A 20,976-nucleotide genomic window follows, 5' to 3' on the forward strand; every position below is an offset into this window, starting at 1 on the left:
ACCATGAACCGATCCTCATCCGCCTACTCCGCCGCCGGCGTTGATATCGACGCCAAAATGTCCGTCCTCGCGAGGTTGAAAAAACGAATCGCCGCCACGCGCACTGCAGGAGTGACCGGCGCATGGGGTTCCTTCGGCGGATTGTTTCGGTCGCCAGGCAAGAGCCACCTGCTGGTCAGCAGTACCGACGGCGTGGGGACCAAGTTGAAGGTTGCGGTCCGCGCAGGTCGGCACGACACCGTCGGCCGGGACCTCGTCAATCATTGTGTCAACGACATTCTCGTCCAAGGCGCCAGGCCGCTGTTTTTTCTGGATTACATCGGCATGAGTCGGATCGATGCGCCGGTGTTGGAACAAATCGTCGGGGGCATTTGTGCCGCCTGCAAGGAAAACGGCTGTGCACTGATTGGCGGTGAAACGGCCGAATTGCCAGACCTCTATCCGGACGGCGAGTACGACCTTGTCGGGACCATCGTCGGCTCGGTCAAACGCTCAGAGCTCATCACGGGCGAGGAGATTCGCCGCGGGGACGTCCTGATCGGGCTGCCCTCCAGCGGCCTTCACACCAACGGCTACTCGCTCGCTCGGGCGGTTGTCTTCCGCAAGGCGCAACTCGAGTGCGATGACATCTTTCCCGGGACTGACCAAACCGTCGCCGATGTCCTTCTCGCTGTCCACCGCAGCTACCTCAAACCGGTCTCAGCGTTGATGAAAAAAATTCGCATCCGCGGCATGGCCCACATCACGGGCGGAGGCTTCCCGGACAATCTTCCCCGCATCCTGCCCCGCCGGGTCAATGCGGTCATCGACCGTTCGGCGTGGTCGCCTCCGGCCGTCTTCCAGTTCATCCAGGAAACCGGCGGCATCGACCGGGACGAGATGTACCGCGTGTTCAACATGGGCATCGGTTTGGTGATCGTGGTTCGACCGGAGGACGAATCACGCGCCTTGTCCATCCTCGTAAAATCTGGCGAATCCCCCTGTGTCATCGGCCGAATTGAGCGGGGCAGCGGCAAGGCGATCCTTCTCTGACGGCATATCCGTTTTAATGCCCGATTGGATCGAGCACGCCTTAGAAGAGATTCGCTCGAGGTCCGAGTGGCGGTCGATCGAATCCTGGAGCGCTCCCGGTCCATATCTGGAAAGGGAAGGCCGTCGATTTCTCAATCTGGCGAGCAACGACTATCTGGGCCTCAGCGCACACCCGAGCGTTCGCGAAGCGGCCGCTCGCGCGGCCCGCGAAGTCGCCCCAGGTTCCACGGCGTCGCGCCTGCTCGCCGGATCGACTGACCTTCATATTCGTTTCGAAGGTCTTCTCGCGCAGTGGCGCGGCCATCCCGCCGCGCTGACTTTCAGCAGCGGGTATCTTGCCGCCCTTGGGGTGATTCCCATCCTCGCGGAACACGGAGACCTCATCCTCGCGGACCGCCTGAGTCACGCCTGTCTGCTGGATGCCGTGCGGCTCAGCGGCGCCCGCTTCTTCCGTTTCCGCCACAATGACCTCCACGACCTGGTCCGCCGTCTAGAACGCCGCCGTGACTACCGGAGGTGTCTGATCGTCACCGAATCCGTGTTCAGCATGGATGGCGATTCCCCGCCCCTCCCCCAACTCCTCGAAGTCGCGCGCCAATACGAAGCCATCTTGCTCGTCGACGAAGCCCATGCGCTCGGCGTGCTGGGTCCCCGGGGCGCCGGCCTGACGGCAGATGAGCCCGCAAGCGGATCCTTTCTGATTTCCATGGGCACGATGGGCAAATCACTCGGCGCCGCCGGCGGCTTCGTCACCTGCTCGACGAACATGCGGGATCTCCTCGTCAACCGTGCAAGAACCTTCATCTTCGATACAGCCCCTCCTCCGCCCGTCATCGCGGCCGCAGAGGCGTCCGTCCGGCTGATCCAAGCCAATCCACATTGGCCAGCCGAGCTCTGCCGAAAAGCCACGTCATTGCGCGAACGCCTTGCCAACGCCGGGATCTCCGTCGGGTCCGCGACCAGCCATATCTTGCCCGTCTTTGTCGGCGACAACGAGAAGGCTCTGCGGATCGCTGCCTTTTTGAAGGAAGAGGGAATACTGGCGCCGGCGATACGTCCGCCGACCGTTCCGGCGGGCACCGCCCGCCTGCGTCTGTCAGTGAGCCTCGCCCATGACGATCGCGACCTGGAGCGGGCGGCTCAGTGCATCGTCCACGCCTTCGAGCAATGTTGACCCGCGCCTTTCTGTTTTCTGGATGGGCGTTTCCGGAATCCTCCCTGGAGCCGATTGTCCGCGCGGCGGGGCTGGAGCTCGAAATGATCGATCCAGGCCGCGCCGATCTCTGGATCGGGTGGTCGCTCGGCGCCATCCGCGCATTGGAGAAAGCCGCCGATAAGCCGTTGATTTTGATCTCGGCCAGCGCGCGCTTTTGCGGCGATGGCGATTGGCCCGGCCTCTCGATCGCCCGGGTACGTGCGCTGAGGCGCCTGCTCAGCCAGAATCCCGAGGACGCACTGTCTCGCTTCCACCAACTCACATCGCCCCACGCGGCCCCGGAAACGATAGCAACCCGTGTCCGCTCAAGCATTGCCATTGGGATCGATCCGCTGTTGAATGGGCTTATGGAGCTCGAACGGATCGATGCCCGAGCCCGGCTTCCAACATGCCGTGTGCCCGCGTTGTTCTTGCATGGGACGCGCGATGCGGTGATCCCAGCAGACGCTGGACGCAGGACAGCAGCGCTCATGCCCAACGCCCGATTCCTCGAGCATCCGCACGGGGACCATGACCTGCCGCTGTCCGACCCGGAATGGCTCGTCGGTCGGATCCGAGATTACCTCGCCACTCTTGAGTTCGGGCACAAATCGCCGACCTCCATATGAAAACGACCGCACTGGATCGCCACCAGCGCGCGCGTTTCTCCGCAGCGGCTCCGACTTATGAGGATGCCGCGCTGGTCCAGCGGCAGGCGGCGGATCGACTGCTGGAGAGATGGCCCGACTCGACGCCGCCGACCCGCGTTCTCGATGTGGGCTGCGGCACAGGCCACCTGACCCGTCGAATCGCCGAAAAATGGCCCGGAGCCATCGTCATCGGAATCGACCACGCGCCAGGGATGATCGAAGAGGCCCGACGACGAACCGATACCCACGCGCGAATCCTCTTCGTTTGCGAGGACGCATTCAGGTTCCGGCCCGATGAATCGTTCGACGCCGTGCTCAGCTCAAGCACCTTGCACTGGCTACAACCCATCGATGAGGCGTGCAGGGCATTCGCGGGTTATCTGCGGCAGGCAGGCCGGATTGGCGTCTCGCTCATGCTTTCCGGGACGCTTCGCGAATTGAAGGAGGCGCGCCGCGCCATCGCACCCGATGCGTCCCCCCCGGCCGACCTGCCAACGGAACCCAGCGTCGAAAAGGCCCTACGATCTGCAGGCTTTCACTTGGACGCTATCGACGTGGAGGAACATGTCGTTCTCCGTCCCTCCATTCGAGAGATTTTCGACATGCTTCGAAAATCTGGAGTGACCGGAGGTATTTTTTCCAGAGGCGATCGCCCGTTGAACCGGCGGGAGTTGATTCGCGTCGCAGAGTGGTATGAGCAAAATTATCGCGATGCGGAGGGCGTCCGTGCAACCTATCGGATCGGGTATTACTGGGGGCGCCTCGATATTTGACCGGGGCGTCATTGTCGCGGGCACTGACACGGGAGTCGGGAAAACATTTGTCACTGCCGTGGTTCTCTGCTCTGTTCGGCGGCGCGGCCTTCGCGCGGTACCCATGAAGCCGGTTCAGACGGGGTGCTTGCCTGATCGCCGCGCGCCAGATCTGGATTTTTGTTTGGAGGCCGCCGGGCTTCGGACAGAGCCCGCCCTTTACGACCTGCTGGCGCCTTACCGCTTTTTGCTGCCTGCCTCGCCACACCTCGCGGCGGCGCGCGAAGGTGCGACCGTTTCCCTCGAGCACGTCGTCCGCTGTGTCCGCGAGGTCCAATCCCGAGGACTTATTCCGATTATCGAGGCGGCGGGCGGGCTCCTCGTGCCGTGGACGGAAGAATGCCTCCAAATCGATGCCCTCATGCGCCTGGACCTGCCGTGGATCCTGGTGGCCCGCGCCGGGCTTGGCACGCTCAACCACACGCTGCTGTCGGTAGAAGCACTACAGGCGCGCGGCGGGATATTGGCGCGCATTTATTTGAACGACACCCGAGGGTCGCCCGGGCTTATCGAGGAGGATAACGCACGAATTTTGAGACAGTTTCTCCCCCGGGTCGATATTCGACAGATTCCCTTCACCGCGGACCCGTCGCCAGCTTCTGCTGCCGCGATCGCTGCAGAATTCGAACCGGGCTGATCAGCGCATCCGGTATAGAAGAACCCCGCCCGCAATTTGCGCGCCGATCACCGGAATCCAGGCGATCAAATCCGGCCGGTATTCGGGGTATTTCACCAGAGAATTCGCCACCACGATGAACAGGTAAAAGACGAACACCAGCAGCAGGCTGATGCCCACGCCGATGGTGGATTCCTTCCGTTTGGACCGCATGCCCAGTGGAATGGCCAGCAACGTGAAGGCAAAGCAGGAAATCGACAGCGCCAACCGCTTGTTGGCCTCGACTGCCACACTCATCCGCTGCCGATCGACATCTTCCGCCTTGAGTTCGGGAAAGCCTTTCCTGACATCCTGCATGGCCTCAATCAGCTCCCGAAATGTCATGTCCGAAACCTTCCGGCGCACAGGTCTCCTCTGCAGGTCGGCAAAATCAAGGCGGATGGGATAATGGCTCGCATTGAGGTAGTGCGTCTGGCCGGCCTCACGCCCTTTCTTTTCCCGGCGGTCGATACGCACCTCATAGAGGTCAATGAACATGACTTTTGCCTGGCGGTCGGTTCGGATCGCGCCGTGCTTGGCGCGGATGTGCGTGTCGGCGCCCTGAGCGCCCAGTTCGTAAACAATCACATCCGTCACGCGGTTTCCCGACCGCTCGCCAACGTAAATGCTGAGGCCCGGGAAATCCTTCACAAAACGCCCCGCCTCCAGCAGGTTCACCGGATCCTCCACCCCCAGTTGCACCAGGACCTTTCGCATCGCGTGCCGGGCGCGGGGCGCTATCTCCGCCGTGATCCATATGCAGAGCAGCGACAGCAACACAGACAGCAGGATGATGGGCGCGATAATTTGCCAAAGGCTCATGCCGGAGGCGCGCATGGCCGTCAGCTCCCCGTCGAAGGAGAGCCGGCCGAACAGCAGCAGCGTCGCCGTCAGCACACTCATCGGCAGCGTAAAGGTAAGAAGGTATGGAACATTCAGGGCAAAGATCTGGAGGAGGATGGACCCGGATACGCCGCGCGCGCCCAGGTCGATGGCTCGCACTACGGCACCGAGACTCATCACGAACGTGATGACCAGCAGCGTCATCCCGAACGCGATGAGATAGTCCGTCATCAGGTAACGGTGCAGGACACGCACAACCGTCACCCCTCCGGCGCCAGGCCCTCCAGCCTACGGGCCGCTTTGACAGTGTTGAACAGCAGCATGGCGATGGTCATCGGCCCTACGCCGCCAGGCACGGGCGTAATTGCGGAGGCGCGATGCAGGAGACTGTCAAAATCGACGTCACCCACGAGCCGATATCCCCTCGGGTGCGACGGATCCTCGACACGATTCACCCCGACATCAATGACCACCGCCCCCGGCCGCACCATGTCCGCGGTCAGCGTCCCAGGTCGCCCCGCCGCCGCGATCACAATATCCGCGCGGCGCGTGTGTTCCGCCAGATCCCGACTGCCGGTGTGGCACAGCGTTACAGTCGCGTTGCCGAGCGGATGCCTCATGGAAAGAAGAATCGACAGCGGCCGCCCCACGATGTGGCTCCGACCGATCACCACAGCGTGCGCGCCGGCTACGGTGATGCCGCTCCGGTACAGCAACTGCAAAATGCCGTGCGGCGTACACGGCCAGTACGACGGCAACCCGAGAACCAGCCGGCCCACATTGACGGGATGAAATCCGTCGACGTCCTTGTCAGGATTTATCGTGCCGATCACTTCGTCCTGAACAGCGGGATCGGGGAGCGGGAGCTGAACAAGGATTCCGTGGATGAGCGGATCCTCGTTGAAGGCTCGAACGGCGTCGAGAATCTCCCTGCGCGCCGCTGATTCCGGCAGGTGGACCTCTTTCGAAACCATGCCGATCTCCGCGCAGGCCCGCTCCTTCGCCGTGACATACGAGCGAGAGGCCGGGTGATTGCCGACCAGCAACACGCCAAGACCCGGCACGATTCCCCGGGCGCGGAGCGACGCAACCTCACCGGCAAGCTCATCGCGAATCTGAGCCGCCACGGCCCGGCCGTCTAAAATCCTTGCAGTCAAGCAATCTACTCCATTGAAAAGCACTCAACGCTAACGACTTTCATTCGGCTTCGCAACCCTGGCGAGCATGTTTGTCATGAAGCTTTGAAAATGTGCCCTTGCGAACTCGCTAGAAAAGTCCCCGTGGCGGCGAAGGGAGAACCGCGACAATGAGAGAACTTCGAAGGAATGAGAACGCGCGACCGAAACTGAAGGCGTCGGCGATAAGGGAAGGAATGCTTGAGGGTATGCCGAACGAGACGCGGAGTTTAAAGCGGCAGCTCCGTCTTCAGCGTCATCTTGTTAATACGTAGCCAGGCTCGATGAGCCCGGAGGTTCGATCTCGGAATGTCCGAGGTCAACGACGCCGACTACATATTCCGTTGTCCGCTGTAGCCGGGGGGCGTAAGCCTGGGAAATTTCCGGCACCGACGACGCCGGCTGGAGTGTCTCCCTAAATGTCTTATTTACTGTCGCCAACGGCTCGGATTAAGAACTGCGATATAGATGAACAGATTCGGGGCGGGGAGGCGCGCTCACACGCTAAGGACGAGCGATGATAATTTCGAGCGTGACGATGAAGATAAAGAATACATCTCAGGTCAGAGTGCAGGTTGAGAGGGAATTCAAACAGCGACGGTCTGGAGGGGCAAGCGGGCTAAGCGTCGGCATCGCCTCCGCCCACCCATCCGGTAAGGGGACACATCCAACGACTCAACACTGGGCACATTTATAAGGAGTTTTGGCACGTCGCCCCTCACCGTCGCGGAACGTGGTCACCATAGCCGTACGGAAGAGAGAGCCCGTAGCGGCCACCAAACGACCGGATTTCCTCCGCGAGCTGGGGGTCTCCCGACCGAGCATGCTCGCTGATGAGATGGAGGACCCGCTGCCATGCCCAAGAAGTGCGGAGGTCAGGACCGCCCGCCGTTGCGGCCTGAAGATCGATTGAAAAAACGATGTCCATAAGTTCCCGGCCGCTGCGTCCTACAATTTGAAACGCGGCATTTGTGATGGAGCGGTCGGCGCAGCCGTACAATAGAAGCGGCCGATCTTGAAACAGCGGCGTCAGCAGCCGTGGATAAACGTCCTCTTCGCGAATGCCGCTGAACCGGTAACGAAGGTCCGCCAGAAGCGGGCGGCTCGTCTCTCGGGCGCAAGTCTCCATAGCGCCCACTAGTTGGTCGTCGTCGGGGACGATCCACGAACCGCCCCGGTTCAGAAGGCTCAACAGGTCAAGCAAATATCGGTTCGCGCGGCGGCCGGCCCCGATGGTGAACACCGACGCCCGCCCATCGTTCGCGTGAGTGAAACGCTCCATGATTTCCGAAGTGGCCGTCATGCCCACGGTCGGCCGGCCATCTGTGATCAGAAAGACAAGCAGAGGTCGGTTCGGTTCCCTCGGCAGACGGGTGGCCGTATCGAGCGATGCAAAAATGTCGGTGTTTCCGACCGCCCGCATCGCATCAATGAACGCGAGCGCCCGCCGCCGCGTTTGTTCGCTCATCTCAACCCAGGGTTGCTCGAAACAAAAGGCGACTCGATCGCTGAAGGACGCGACCTGAAACCGATCGTGGCGCCCGACAAAGTCGAGCCACCTTCGCAACCCCCGTTTGCAATCGGCCAGCCGGGCCGGCGTCATACTTTCCGAGCAATCCTGAAGAAAAAGAACGTCTTTAGGCATGACGGCCAGCCGCTCCTCCGCAGGCTTTAGGCGAACGCTGAAATAGATCGGTTCAGATTCGTCACGCGGACGAAACGCCGATACCTCGATCGAAAGGCCGGCTTCCGCAGCCCGAAGAGCATTGGTAACAGGCGGCGGATCCATCGTCAGGATGGCCAAAGGCTGCGCCGGCCGGATTTCGATTCTACCCCGCCCGGGGAGGGCGCCGGTTGTCGGCCAGCCGAGATTTCGGGCGAGGAATTCCGCGCTTTGCCCAGCGGTTCCACCTCCCCACGACGCGGGATCAGTGGCCGGTTCCACGGGCAGAGTGATGTCGGGAACCTTCGCTCGGCGTTGGATCGCCTCCGTCAATCGACGAGGTAGGCGGGCAATTCGGTCGTCGACCAAGCGATCGGTGATTTGGAGGATCTCCTCGCGGCCCTGCCAGCCAGGGGAAGCATCCGCTGGCAGTTCAGGCGGAAAGGGCGCAATGGCGCGCAGAAATTCCAGGTTCCCGGCCAGATCGGGCGGCGGGGGCGAGGGAAATGCCGCATCAACTTGCTCATCCGCCACAGCATCGAGAGCTGCAATTACCTCGGCGCCGGATGTCGATCCTTGAAATTGGCGGGGCGCCTGCTCGTCTTCAAGGAATACATCGCCAAGGGCGATCGACGGATAATCCGGAAGATCCAGGTCGCCGACAAGTCGGCCGATGGGGATGGGAGGCAGACGCTCCAAGAGGAGCGCATGCAACACGAGGGAAAGCAATCCTGCGGCAATGGCCGCTCGGGTACGGGCGCCCATTACGTCAGCAACCTGTTTCATGGCGCCCCGCCCGTGCCGGAATTCATCCCTGGAGGGTCATCAAGAATTCCGCATTGCTCTTCGTTTTCTTGAGGCGGTTGACGATCAGCTCCATCGCCTCAACCGGCTGAACCCCGTTCAGCGCCTTGCGCAGAATCCAGATTTTTGCGAGTTCGTCGGGGTGCAGCAGCAGCTCTTCCTTGCGGGTACCCGATTTCTCGATGTTGATGGCGGGAAAAATCCGCTTGTCTACGAGGTGCCGATCCAGCATGAGCTCCATGTTGCCCGTGCCTTTGAATTCCTCGAAGATGACCTCGTCCATCCGGCTTCCGGTGTCGATCAGCGCCGTGGCGATAATGGTAAGGCTGCCGCCGCCCTCAATGTTGCGGGCGGCGCCGAAGAAGCGCTTCGGTTTGTGCAGCGCGTTGGCATCGACGCCACCGGAGAGGATCTTGCCACTGTGAGGCTGGACGGTGTTGTACGCGCGGGCCAGGCGAGTAATGGAATCAAGCAGGATCACGACATCTTTTCCGCACTCCACCATTCGCTTGGCCATTTCGATGACAATCTCGGCGACCTGGATGTGGCGCTCCGGTGGCTCATCGAAGGTAGAGCTCAGGACCTGGGCCTTCGTATTGCGCTCCATGTCCGTCACTTCTTCCGGGCGCTCGTCGATCAGCAGAACGATCAGGTGCGCCTCGGGATGATTGGCGGAGATGCTGTTCGCAATTTGTTGAAGCAGAACGGTCTTGCCCGTGCGGGGCGGCGCTACGATCAACCCTCGCTGGCCGAATCCAATCGGCGTAAGGATATCCATCACGCGCATGGAGATGTCGGTCGGCTTCGTCTCGAGGTGAATGCGGCGGTCCGGGAACAGCGGAGTCAGATTCTCAAAGGGAACCTTTGAACGCTGCTTTTCGGGCGGCTCGCCGTTGATGCGGTCAACTTTGTAAAGGGCAAAGAAACGCTCCTTGTCTTTTGGAGGACGGATCTCGCCCTCGATGTAGTCGCCCGTCCTCAGCGCAAAGCGACGGATCTGGGATGGCGAGACATAAAGGTCTTCCGGGCAGGGCAGATAGTTGTTCAGGGGCGATCGGAGGAATCCGAACCCATCGGGCAGGATCTCCAGCACACCGCGGCCGAACATCTGGCCGCCGAGGCGCGCATTGGCCCGAAGAATTTCGAAAATCAACTCGTGCTTGCGAAGCGCGCCAAGCTCGACGAGGCCGTAACTGTCGGCCATCGCCTTAAGCTCCGGAACGGACATCATTTGAAGCTCATAGAGTTTCAACACCCGCGGCTCGCCCGAAGGACGGGATGGCGTGACGGGCGTCTCAACGGACGGCGCCGCACCTCCATTCGGCTCTGACGCGGATATGGCCGGCTCCTGAACGGGGACAGAGGCCGTCTCCCTGGCTGGGGACGCCTCCGAAAACGATTCGGTCGTTGAGGAGGTCTGAGTCTCCAGCGGCAAGGCCGTTTCGCCCGAGGTTTTTTCGCGTGTTGGATCGACAGCCGCCGGCGCATCTCCCATCTCCGCAGTCGAAGCCGCATCGCTGGAAGCGGGGATCTCTTCCGGACCACGTAACGATGACCGCGGCTCCCACTCTTCCGATTGAGCGGCGCCGCTGTTCCGATGCCCTCCGTAGTGTCGGTGATACCGTCCGGGCCTTCGCCCGCGTCGGCCGCCAAAAGAGTTAGATGGTTTTTGTTCGTCCGGCATACTCGATGCTCCTTCTCTCCAACCGGCGCCAGTGTTGTTCAACCAGCGCTTTCAAATCTTCCAATGTGCCATTGTTTTCCAAAACGACATTGGCGCATGCGGCTTTTCGATCAATCGGCCATTGCGCCTTGCGAACTGCTTGGATACGCTCCGGCGCCCATCCGCGAGCCGCCAACCGCGCGTCTGCAATCGAATCCCGCGCCACCACGCACCAGATTTCATCCCATCCCTCATCGAAACCGACTTCAAACAACAACGGGATGAGAGCCGCTCCCCCGCCTGATTCCCGCCGCACGCTATCGCGCCAGGCCACGATTTCTTCCCGCACCCGCGGGTGGATTGCATGTTCGAGGGCCTCGCGATCGCGCGCGTTGGCAAAAACGCGCCCGGCAATCGCGCACCGGTCAATCGAACCGTCCGCCAACACGACGGCCGGGCCGAAAAGGGAAATTAATTTCGCCCGCACTAGTGGATCATCTCTCATTAGCCGGTGAGCGACGCTGTCGGCATCGATCACCGACACACCCATTTCCGCAAGGATGCGGCCCGTTTCCGATTTGCCGCACCCGACACCTCCCGTGACCGCTATGACCGGCGCACTCATTTTGCGTCCGGGCGGCCCTGACGAAAGCCGGCCGCCTCCAACGAGGCGCACAGCGAGATGAGCTCAAGGGCGCGCGCCTGCCTGGGAAATGTCTCCAGCGCCTTAAACGCCGCGTCGCGCGCAACCTTCAGGTCGCCGCGCTGGAAGGCTTTTTCCGCGGCCGCCAGATTTCGAAGCGCCATCGCCTCGTCCTCGGCCGTTACCATCCTAAATACGGCGTATTTCACGTTTCGATACAGAGGGATGAACCACGTTCGGTTGTCCGGATCAAATTCGAAGCCCCGAGCCGCCGCATCCGGCCGCGGGTGGAGGGCATTCACGAAATAGCGCATCTGCAGTTCGGGATTGAACCGCGAAAACTCGCCAAACGAATGGACATAGTATTTTGCCCCGAGCGAATCCGCCCAATCTCGAAACTCTTTTTCCGTTTTCAAGAACAACGCCTCACCGTATTCGCGCACCCGGTTCCGAATGTCGGCCGATTCAAATTTCGGGTGCAATAAAATCGCGCACTTCCCATACGCAGCGATCGTCCCGCTGACGCCAAAATTCGCCAGCACCGGGTGCGGCGATACATGGCGCGCCAACCAGGTTGTCAGCTCATGCAATTCCTTATAATACACATTGACTCGTCCCCAACGTTCGGGAACCCGCATCGTATGGGCGGCCTCCACGAGAAGGCCGGCGCCCAACAGCCCTCCAGCTAACATCCGCAAAAACCATGAGCCGTTGCGAATCGATGCCCAGCCCGCCCCTAAAAGCATGCAGCCAAAAAGGGATAGATATACGTGAAACCGGGCAAATAACCAATAGGCAACAGCCGAAACGGTCGCCGCGAAAATCAGCTCACATGTGTAAAAATCAAGCGACCTGTTGCGAAGTACAACTAATAGAACGATCGCGAGAAATGTCAACACCAATAGCGCGGGAAATATTTGCGCGGCATCGCGCCAGGTCACCGAGTTTAGGGCGGGAACCCAAAGGATCCGCTGGTCGAAAGTCAGCAGGGACGGGTCTTCGGGCTTGCGGTTCAAGAAGCGGATCTTCGCTAGGAACAAGTCGGTGAAATGGCTGTATGCGCCCGGCGGCGCAAGGCGTTCGTGCAAGGCCGAAATCGCGCCGAACGCCACCAGAATCACGCCGAGTCGAAGCACAACTCTCCGTCCCGTCAACAGCGGCGACGACTTGGCCCGACCCATCAGCGTTTCCACGAGGTCAGAAATCGCCAATCCATGGGCCAGCGCCATAATGCTTGACGTTCCCCATCCCTGAGCAGAGTGATACGGATTCAGCAGCGCGACTGCGCACAGGGCGGCATATTCTGACCATGCTGCGAACCGATCCGTCGTGTCTCCGCGAAGCCGCCGCCACAGGCGGAACACGAGCCGCAGCCCGATGTAGTACTGGACGAGATCCCATGTGCACAGCGCGCCTGCCAAAGCGGCTGCGGACACCCCGTGCGCCAGCCATCGGCGATGCCGAATCACGACCGAATCGCTGAAGGCCAGCGCGGCCCCATGTAGCGCAAGGAGGGGGATCGCGAAATTCTCGTGCGACAATTCGAGGCCCGTCGATCGTAGCACACTCGAAATCGAAACGGCGTAAAAACCCATCGACCACGCGGCCGCCGTCCATGATCGGTAGCGCCAGAACAGTCCGAGGCCAACGAGCGGGATAGCGAGAGAAAACCATCCCGCCTCAATCCGGCGGAGACGGTCGGCGAAAGGGATGCTATCGGGAAATCGCCTCGCAAGGGCCGCATAGACATATTCCGCTCCCGCTGTATACGTTCTCCACGGGTTGATTCCCTCGGGATATTGGACCATCGGATCATGAGTGGGAAGCTGACCCGTGTCGTGGACGATTTTGATACGCCGGTAATACAGAGCGCTTTCGAGCGTGAATGGCAAATTGGGGCCGATGACGCGGTATTGAGCCTCGACAATTCCTCGGCGCGCCACATAGGCCAGCGAATAAAAACCGGCCATCGCGATTAGAATGGAGAGATACTTCAGCCAGGGAATCGACGAGGGTACACGCATGTCAACCCGGCATATCAAAACAGGGACATTTGGGAGGAATCGCTGACGACCGGGGCGAGCGAGGGCATATCCAATCTTCCGAAGAGCGCCGACAGTTTTGCCGCATCCGGTCGTTTGACCGCCAGCGAGTCGAAGGGCGGCAACGGCCCAAGATTTCTCTTTAGCACAATCATCGCCCGATTCCTCCGCACCTGGTCTGCGGCATTCTCAAGCGACTCTTTCAATCGATCCACATCCAGACGGTCGAGATTCGAATACAAGGCGTCGATCGATCCAAACTCCTCGATCAATCGTGCCGCAGTCTTCGGGCCGACGCCTGGGACGCCCGGGATGTTATCCACAGCATCTCCTGCGAGGGCGAGCCAGTCCGGAATCTGATCCGGTCGAACTCCTGTTTTTTCGCGGATTTCACTCGGGCCAAGCACCGGAGCGTTTTTCGTCGGCGCCACCAGAGAAATCCGGTCGGATACTATCTGATAAAGGTCTTTGTCGTTGGAAGCGATCCACACCCGTGCGCCTTGTCCGGCGGCCTGGCACGCCAGCGAAGCGAGCACATCATCGGCCTCTTCGCCGTCGATTCGAAACCTGCAGACGGACTCGGCATCCAGAAATTCTTCGATCAGGGGAAGCTGGCGGGCCAAAGCATCCGGCATGGGGGGCCGTTGTGCCTTGTATTCGGGCAATTGATTCATTCGATCCGCGGGCAGTCCACCATCAAAGACGGCCGCGGCATGGGTTGGCTGAAATCGCTCGCAGAGAAGACGGACTGCCTTGACGAAGCCGAGCAGTGCATGGGTGGGCGTGCCATCACGGGCATGCAAGGGCGGAATCGCGTGAAAGGCGCGATACGCCAACGCCAAGGCATCAATCAGGACTAACGATGGATTGCTCAACACTTCCCGCCGAATCGCCTGCCCGTTTACCCGCGCCGCAGGGAAAACATCGGACAATAACGTTCTAGCGCGGACCGGCCGCAGTCTGCTGACCAGACCAGCTCTGGGAATCCGGCAGAGGTTCGACGGCGGGTCAGCCTCAGGGCTTGGCCGCGACGTCTTCCGCCTCGGGCTGGATTTCGCCGCGATTGATCGGTTTGCCGGCCGGGTCCACCAAGCGCGCCGTTACGAAGATCAACAAATTCTTTTTACGGCTATATTCCGCTTCATTGCGGAAGAGACGTCCCAAAACCGGAATGTCGCCCAGGAACGGAATCTTGTCCTTAACCCGAACCAAATCTTCTCGAATCAAACCGCCCATGACTACAGTTTGGCCGTCCCAGATCACGATGCTCGTCGTCACATTCCGGCTGGAGAAGATCGGCTGCGGAATATTGAAGGTAAATGTCTGGTCGCCAACAAACAGCCCGGTGACGGGATCGGGACGTGGAATGCTGATGCTCGAGCCGTACTGGATCCAGTCCACCAGTTCGGACACTTCGGGCACCATGACAAGGTCGATCGTATAGCCATCCGGTCCGACCGTTGGCGTGACATTCAAAATCACGCCGGTTTCGCGGGTCTGGAAATTGCCGGGCGTCACAACTGGAGGTGTCGTCACGCTCCCGGATTCATTGAACTGGGGCTGTGTCGTTTCAAATTCGGAGGGGTAGATGATTTCGCGGACCACCTGAATTTGCGCATTCACGCCGCTTCGCGTGGTCACTCGGGGGGCCGACAGCAGATCCGTTCCACCATGTTGAGACAGCGCGTTGATGACAATCGACAATTCCGGGTTGGTGAGGACACTGGCAAAGGTCGCGATGCCGCCCAGCGGCGTCACCCCGGTCCCTACCAGCGTGCTCGGGAAGGGTTCAATCGTGCCCGTCGCGCTATTTCGGGCCATAAACCGCAATCCCTTGGTGACCCCCAGCGGATCCGCGTTCATTTGAATCCGCTCGCTGCCTGCAGCGCCAAAGGGACCTTTTCGAGATGCAATTTCCCAGTTGTCGGTCAAAATCCACTGCAGACCGAGTTCTTCAAGATCATCCTGGGCAATTTCAACAAAACGCGCCTCGATTTCTACCTGGTTCGGGATCACGTTGAGGCGAGACAAAATCCGTTCAAAGACCTCAAGGTTTTCGGGCGTATTCGCCACGATCAACTGGCTGATGGTGGGATTGTACGTAATGGAGGTTCCTTGCGGGAATGGTACACCGGCTCGCTCAAAGAACTCTTTGACATCTGCTTTCTTGAATTGAGTACTCTTTGCCCCCATTTCGACAAATCCCGTCTGTTGCTGGGCCGATTCGTCTTTTTCAACGATCACATCGAGGATAGAAGGCTGAACAGGGTACATGCGGGTGATCACTCGGCCGGTCGGCATGTTCTCCGGCGTGATCATGACCACATTTTCTTCGATCCGGAATTTCAGGCGAGCCACTTCCGTGATGTACTTGATCGCATCCAGCAAGGAGATGCGCCGCAAGGTAAGTGTGATTGTCGGGACGCCCACTGACGGCGCAGGAGCGGTGAAATCCTGTGGAGGCGCACCGAAATCAGTGCCGAAGTCTCCTCCGAAGTTGTCCATGCCTTCGCCCTGATCGAGAGCGGGGGCAGGCGCGGGCGGGGGAGCCGCCGTCGCTTCGAGGACGTTCGGATTCAGGATGATGTTGACGCCCACTCCGTCCTTATCCTGCTTGATACTTTCCTCGCGCAAATAATTGATCACGTCATTGATGTTAGCCTGGCGAAAATCAATAACGGGAATAATGATGCTTTCCATCTTGGCCTGGAGTTTTTGGGCGGCAGTCTGCGTCTCAACAGCCCCTCGGGCCACAACCGCTTCCGGTAAAACCGCCTCCGCCTTGACGGGCGGCGTCCAACTGTCGCGGACCTCCTCAATCAGCTTCGCAACCGTGGCTTCCCTCTCTTTCGAACGGATCGAATATCGAATCTCATCAATTCGGCGAAGATATTTCATCGCATCGACGTTGTATTCGTCCTTGGCCAGGACACTTTCAAAGCGGGCTTCGGCCGAGTTATAATCGCGCGCGTTAAAAAATTCCTTTCCTTCCCGAAGAAGCTGCTCAATCGTTTTCTGTTTCTCGACATATTCCGGACGCTTCTTGACGGGGACCGGTTTTGCACGAGCTGCGGCTTCCTTTTCTTCCGCCCGAGATATCTTTTTATCCAACGATTTGATTTTCTTCGGGTCCCCGCCAGCGGCCTTGGCGGCTTCAATCGCCTCACGAGCAATTTTGAGATCCCGGCGCTCATAGGCCTGCTCGGCACGCCGGGTCTGTGCCTCGGCCAAGCCGGCGGCAACCTCGGCGATCAGAGCCATATTCGCTTCCCGCACCGGTAATTTCACTTGAGCCTCCGCCAGTTCGCGGATCGCCTCGTCGTATCGGCCCTCCCGCAAGGCCACAAGACCACGCTCCGCGGCCAACCGACCCTCGACCTCGCGCGCTTGTCGGCGAATTTCCTCCTGCTGCGCAACGAGCGCCGCCTGCGCCGGACCGGCATCAGCGGGCAATTCCGCAGGGACCCCCTCGGCTGTCGGAGCCGCGGGTTCACCTTCCTGTTGAGCCACCGCCTCTTCGCCAGGCGCCACAGTTGGTTGCGCCTCCTCGGCCTCTGGCTGCGCAGCGGCTTCTTCAGCCGGCTGATCCGCGGCCGGCTGCGCGGCGACCTGCTCCGGCGAACCAAGAAGCGCCTCGAGGTCAATGTCCTCGGCCAAAGCCTGAGCCGCATCTTCGGCCGCTGGTGCTTCGGCTGCAGGCTCCTCCGCCTGAGCCTGATCGGTCGGTTCCACCACCGCCTCTTGGACCGGGGCTGTTTCTACTGCAGGCGCAGATTCGGCCGGAGTCGCCACCCCCGCAGCGCCTTCCTCACCACCTTCCATGGCAGCCTCGCCGGCGCCGACGTTCCCTTCAGCCTCTTGAACAGCACCTGGCTGCTCTTGCGTCACAGATTGTTCCTGAGTAACTGGTTGCTCTTGAGTCACAGATACTGCCGGCGATGTGACGAGAAGTTCGGAAATCACCGCGTCGATATCCTGCGCCCGAGCGTAAAAGATCAGAGCCAGACCGATTGCTGCCAGAACGACGTGGGTCTTAGTCACGCTCATGGGGACTGTCTCCTTGATTCTTCCAAACCTTGATGCTTCCTCCGGGGGACCATATCGACTCCGCGATCATGGCCCCAAAGCGGGCGATGGGCTTCCCTCCAGGGGAGTGCCCATTAACCGTTCACGCTCTTCCGGTGAAATCAAGGTGACCGTGGCCGTCTTGTCAGTTTGTTCTTCGCGTAATACGACACGATCTTCTCGAATGTCAATGACTTTGTACCGAGTCTCCCGGAGCGTCAGCGTATCATTGACCCGTACGCGGTACCGGGAGCCGTCGAGAAGCAAAATCATGAACGCCGTTCGTGCTTCATCGGTAATTTGGCGGCCGCGCACGAGGCGGAAGCTCTGGCCGCCACGCTGCAGGACAAGCGTGGGACCGGCCGGGGCATTCGTCTCATAAGAGGCAACGCGGAAGCCTTCAACTTCGTCCCCGATTGATACGAAATACGTCCGCTCGCTGCCGCGGGTATTAAGTTGAAAACGCTCGCCAGATATGCCGGCAAAAATAAATCGGAAGGGGTCGGTTACGGTGCGTATTAGCCTAAGCTTGGCGACTGAGGGCGGAAAGCTGGCCGCATCTTTCGGGTCGGTTTGGGCCAGAAATTCTTCCAAGTTGGAATAGGCGTCCCCATCGGTGTCCGCCATGGCATCCGCCGGATCGAAGGGATTCATCGAAAGCGCCACCTCGTGTTTATCCGGAATGCCGTCGCCATCGCTGTCCGGATCAACTTCGATCTTGGGTTGCTCTCGGCCAGTGAAAGGATCCTGCGTCGCTGCAAAGGGAATCGGCGCGCCGTCGGGGATACTCGCCACGCGGAGCTCGCCGACCAGAAACCGCTTAGCCTCAGCCATCGCCTGATACGGTTTTGATAAATTCCGGATCAGACTTGTCACCAGCGTATCGTCGAGCGGTTGAGCCTCGCGCGCAACCTGCCCTGCCTCGCGATTGATCTGTTCGCGAATGCCCTGCCTCTGCGTCTCCACCCGTGAAATGAGGACGAGACCCGAAATGAGCATCGCAAGCAGAGCCGTCGAAAGGGCCAGCTTGTCGTAATTCTGTTCAATCCAGGATCCGCCGGGCCGTTTCACGGAGACCTTCACGGCGTTTCCTCCTTTAAATCCTTCACGAACTGGTACACATCGATGACCAAATCCGCTTGAACCAATTCTCGCCCAGCGATCACGCGCTCTTCATGCGTCGGATACCGAACGATGGCCGTCGGGCTGCCCGCCTCGCCCGTGATTGGGCTGACCGGTTGCGCTCTTCCAATTTTTTCCGCGATCGTATTGGAAAGGCGCACATCGGCGACCGCGGCAATCAGCGGACCTCGGGCGAGGCTATTGAGAACCTCCCAGATCGCCGCATCGCGGGCCGTAAACGAAACCCGGACACGCTCGACCCGGTAAAGGTCATTCTCGGACGGCATGGGAAGATCCACTGCCGGAAGCTGTGTTTCCTGTTCCGCCAGTGCGGCGCGGCGGCGGCGAACGGGCTCGGCCTGTTCGACCGGCGCCTGTGCAGGGGCTTCAAACGCCTGTCGCTCCACGTGAAGGATGGAAGAGACGCGTGCTTGAATCAATAGGTTGCAGAGGGACTCCAGCGTCTTGAGCTGCGAAACCAACCGAGGAATCGCATCAGACGAAGGAATTTCGCCAGCCAGGTATTGCGGCATCCCCAATGAAAACCTATCGGGAAGTTGCACTCCGGCCTCCATGGCCTTCTGCACGATCCGCGCGATAGTTTTTTCCAGTAACGGCGCAAAATCAGCCGCCTCAATCGCCTCCTCCTGAAAACGACCCGCCTCGAGCACGCGTTGCACCTCGCTCGCTTTGGAACGCAGCGTTTCGAGGTTTTCACCGACTTTTCGGATATTTGCCTCCGACGGATAGGGATCCCGCCGGGACAGCATTTCGAGGCTGCGAAGAACGCTCTCGAGGGAGTCGTTCGCGCGGCGATATTGAGAGCGCGCCTGGAAGAGGAAGATGAGCGCCGCGACCAAGAACAGCAAGGCCACCCCGCCGCCGATGAAAAGAACAGAATGTTTGCGCCAGTTCATGGCAAGAGGGGCTCCTTCAGCGCCACGCGAATTTTGAACTGACGGACGAAGAGATCCGAGGCCGGCGTCGGCAGCCACGTGATTTCCGTGGACGGGGCGACCCAATCCAATGCACGGAGGCGGTCACGGAACTCTCGTATGGGGGTTGCGGACTTCACGACGTCGAGATACCCAACTCCTTCGATGTCGATTGCCAACAGCGCGCCGGGGGGCGCATCGCCGGCCGGCTGCTGTTCAGCGGCAGGGTCCGGCGCCGGCTGCCGGACCGGCGTGACGGACAACAGGAACAGGTCGTTCGGCATTGCCGTCCGTATTGCATCGAGCATCTTGAGCCACCGGATGCGTTTGGCAACCACTTCGTCGACAACTTTCAACCGATTTTGAAGCGCCTCTACCTTCGCCTCCGCTTCTCGCAATGGAGCGGCAACGGCTTCGAGTTCCGCCACGCGCGACCGAACTTGTTTAAGTTGCTCGTCGGAATAGGAGGCCATCCGGAAGAAGAACAGAGCCCAGATAAAGACTGTCAGCCCCACGGCAAGGGCGGCCATCACCAGGATCGGCTGTTTGCGCCGGAACGTCTTTTCCTGGACGACATTCGGCGGCAGCAAATTGATTTCGATCGGGCATTCGTGAACCTGGCGCAATGCAAGCCCGACAAGTTGGGGAAGCTCATGGGCGTGACGACCAATTTCATTGGCGTCGATCGCCTGGCTGACCGGAACATTGATGAAGGGATTGAGGTAGTCGATTTCGACCTTTAACTTTTCTTTGAGGAAGACATCCGTGTAAGGGATGATCGACGTTCCTCCGGCAAGAAGCACCTGGGTCGGCGCGCTGCCGTTTTGCTGGCTCCGATAAAATTTGATCGAGCGGTCGATTTCCGCGTGCATGCGGGTCATGACATTGCGCACGATCTTGGAGACCTTGTCAGCCGTCTCGCTCTTGGGCTCCTCGTACGCGCCGCCAAACGCCACAAAGGCATGCGCCCGTTTCATTTCCTCGGCATCTTCGAAGCTCAGGTCGAATTCGCGCTGGATCTGCTGGGTGATGGCGTTTCCGGCCACCGGCACGCTACGGATGAACACGCGCCCCTGCTCGATGAAAATCAAATCCGTCGAGCGCGCCCCGATATCAATCACCAGCAGGCAACCCTTCGTATCGCTGTAATTGAACCGAACGCAGTTGTAGAGCGCCATGGGCGCGACATCGACCAAGTCCGCCTGCAGGCCCGCCTGCTCAACCGCATCGGTCAATTGGACGATGATATCCGCCTTGATGGCGGCGAGCATGACGTCGAGCTCGCCTTCTCCCCGCCCGATCAGTTGATAGTCCCACACCACTTCCTGGATGGGAAACGGGACGTTTTGCTGAGCCTCATACAGAATGATCTGATAAACCTTATCCTTGTCTACCGGCGGCAATTTAACAAACCGCGAGAAGACCGATTGACCCGACACGCTCATCAAGACCGGGCCCGGCTTGATGCCGCGCTCTTGCATGATCTCGCGGATAGCTGAGACCGTGGGGGGAATGCGGTCGTTGTCGCTCTGGGGATCGATGGCGATCGGCGCGACGCCGAATTTCACCAACTCGAGGCCGCCCGATTTCAGCGTCGTAAATTCACCCAGCTTTACGCTGCCGGCGCCGATGTCGAGTGCAAGAATCCGCTGCATAGAGGTCTGGCGAGATTGGGGA

16 protein-coding genes are annotated in these 20,976 nt (G+C 60.0%); 5 read left to right on the forward strand and 11 right to left on the reverse strand.

Annotated elements, in window-relative coordinates; translation table 11 throughout:
• The first annotated feature begins 3 nt into the window (after window positions 1-3).
• The 5 genes from purM to bioD are packed head-to-tail and all read left to right on the forward strand — an operon-like array spanning window position 4 to window position 4,326.
• Complete coding sequence (gene purM, locus NZ740_04490; protein ID MCS6771265.1) at window positions 4-1,032, forward strand: phosphoribosylformylglycinamidine cyclo-ligase; 1,029 nt, start codon at window positions 4-6, stop codon at window positions 1,030-1,032.
• 16 nt (window positions 1,033-1,048) lie between these two features.
• On the forward strand, window positions 1,049-2,206 hold the full coding sequence (gene bioF, locus NZ740_04495) for an 8-amino-7-oxononanoate synthase (GenBank protein MCS6771266.1): 1,158 nt from the start codon (window positions 1,049-1,051) through the stop codon (window positions 2,204-2,206).
• Window positions 2,200-2,856: an alpha/beta fold hydrolase gene (locus NZ740_04500; protein ID MCS6771267.1), complete on the forward strand. Its 657-nt coding sequence runs from the start codon at window positions 2,200-2,202 to the stop codon at window positions 2,854-2,856. The genes bioF and NZ740_04500 overlap by 7 nt, the downstream gene beginning before the upstream one ends.
• Window positions 2,853-3,650 (forward strand): methyltransferase domain-containing protein, encoded by a 798-nt coding sequence (locus NZ740_04505; GenBank protein MCS6771268.1) that lies wholly within the window; start codon window positions 2,853-2,855, stop codon window positions 3,648-3,650. The genes NZ740_04500 and NZ740_04505 overlap by 4 nt, the downstream gene beginning before the upstream one ends.
• Complete coding sequence (gene bioD, locus NZ740_04510) at window positions 3,589-4,326, forward strand: dethiobiotin synthase (GenBank protein MCS6771269.1); 738 nt, start codon at window positions 3,589-3,591, stop codon at window positions 4,324-4,326. Before NZ740_04505 ends, bioD begins: the two co-directional genes overlap by 62 nt.
• Here bioD and NZ740_04515 read toward each other — a convergent pair whose 3' ends face one another.
• From NZ740_04515 to pilM, 11 genes are all read right to left on the reverse strand, one after another.
• Entirely contained in the window at window positions 4,327-5,451 is a 1,125-nt protein-coding gene (locus tag NZ740_04515) for an LptF/LptG family permease (protein ID MCS6771270.1), read from the reverse strand.
• Complete coding sequence (locus NZ740_04520; protein ID MCS6771271.1) at window positions 5,448-6,344, reverse strand: bifunctional 5,10-methylene-tetrahydrofolate dehydrogenase/5,10-methylene-tetrahydrofolate cyclohydrolase; 897 nt, start codon at window positions 6,342-6,344, stop codon at window positions 5,448-5,450. The genes NZ740_04515 and NZ740_04520 overlap by 4 nt, the downstream gene beginning before the upstream one ends.
• A gap of 736 nt (window positions 6,345-7,080) precedes the next feature.
• Window positions 7,081-8,811: a VWA domain-containing protein gene (locus NZ740_04525; protein MCS6771272.1), complete on the reverse strand. Its 1,731-nt coding sequence runs from the start codon at window positions 8,809-8,811 to the stop codon at window positions 7,081-7,083.
• 22 nt (window positions 8,812-8,833) lie between these two features.
• Complete coding sequence (rho, locus tag NZ740_04530) at window positions 8,834-10,324, reverse strand: transcription termination factor Rho (protein MCS6771273.1); 1,491 nt, start codon at window positions 10,322-10,324, stop codon at window positions 8,834-8,836.
• A 163-nt stretch (window positions 10,325-10,487) separates the two neighbouring features.
• On the reverse strand, window positions 10,488-11,117 hold the full coding sequence (gene coaE, locus NZ740_04535; protein MCS6771274.1) for a dephospho-CoA kinase: 630 nt from the start codon (window positions 11,115-11,117) through the stop codon (window positions 10,488-10,490).
• Window positions 11,114-13,159, reverse strand: a complete 2,046-nt coding sequence (locus NZ740_04540) for a hypothetical protein (GenBank protein MCS6771275.1) — start codon at window positions 13,157-13,159, stop codon at window positions 11,114-11,116. The genes coaE and NZ740_04540 overlap by 4 nt, the downstream gene beginning before the upstream one ends.
• Before the next feature lie 14 nt (window positions 13,160-13,173).
• Window positions 13,174-14,109 (reverse strand): hypothetical protein, encoded by a 936-nt coding sequence (locus NZ740_04545; protein MCS6771276.1) that lies wholly within the window; start codon window positions 14,107-14,109, stop codon window positions 13,174-13,176.
• Window positions 14,110-14,191: 82 nt separating this feature from the next.
• Window positions 14,192-17,224, reverse strand: a complete 3,033-nt coding sequence (locus NZ740_04550; GenBank protein MCS6771277.1) for a hypothetical protein — start codon at window positions 17,222-17,224, stop codon at window positions 14,192-14,194.
• Between the two features lie 66 nt (window positions 17,225-17,290).
• Window positions 17,291-18,325 (reverse strand): hypothetical protein, encoded by a 1,035-nt coding sequence (locus NZ740_04555; protein ID MCS6771278.1) that lies wholly within the window; start codon window positions 18,323-18,325, stop codon window positions 17,291-17,293.
• Complete coding sequence (locus NZ740_04560; GenBank protein MCS6771279.1) at window positions 18,322-19,281, reverse strand: Amuc_1100 family pilus-like protein; 960 nt, start codon at window positions 19,279-19,281, stop codon at window positions 18,322-18,324. Before NZ740_04560 ends, NZ740_04555 begins: the two co-directional genes overlap by 4 nt.
• Window positions 19,278-20,954, reverse strand: coding sequence for a type IV pilus assembly protein PilM (gene pilM / locus NZ740_04565; GenBank protein MCS6771280.1), 1,677 nt, complete (start codon window positions 20,952-20,954; stop codon window positions 19,278-19,280). The genes NZ740_04560 and pilM overlap by 4 nt, the downstream gene beginning before the upstream one ends.
• Between the last annotated feature and the right edge of the window lie 22 nt (window positions 20,955-20,976).

Source organism: Kiritimatiellia bacterium, assembly GCA_025054615.1.
Lineage (GTDB): Bacteria > Verrucomicrobiota > Kiritimatiellia > CAIVKH01 > CAIVKH01 > JANWZO01.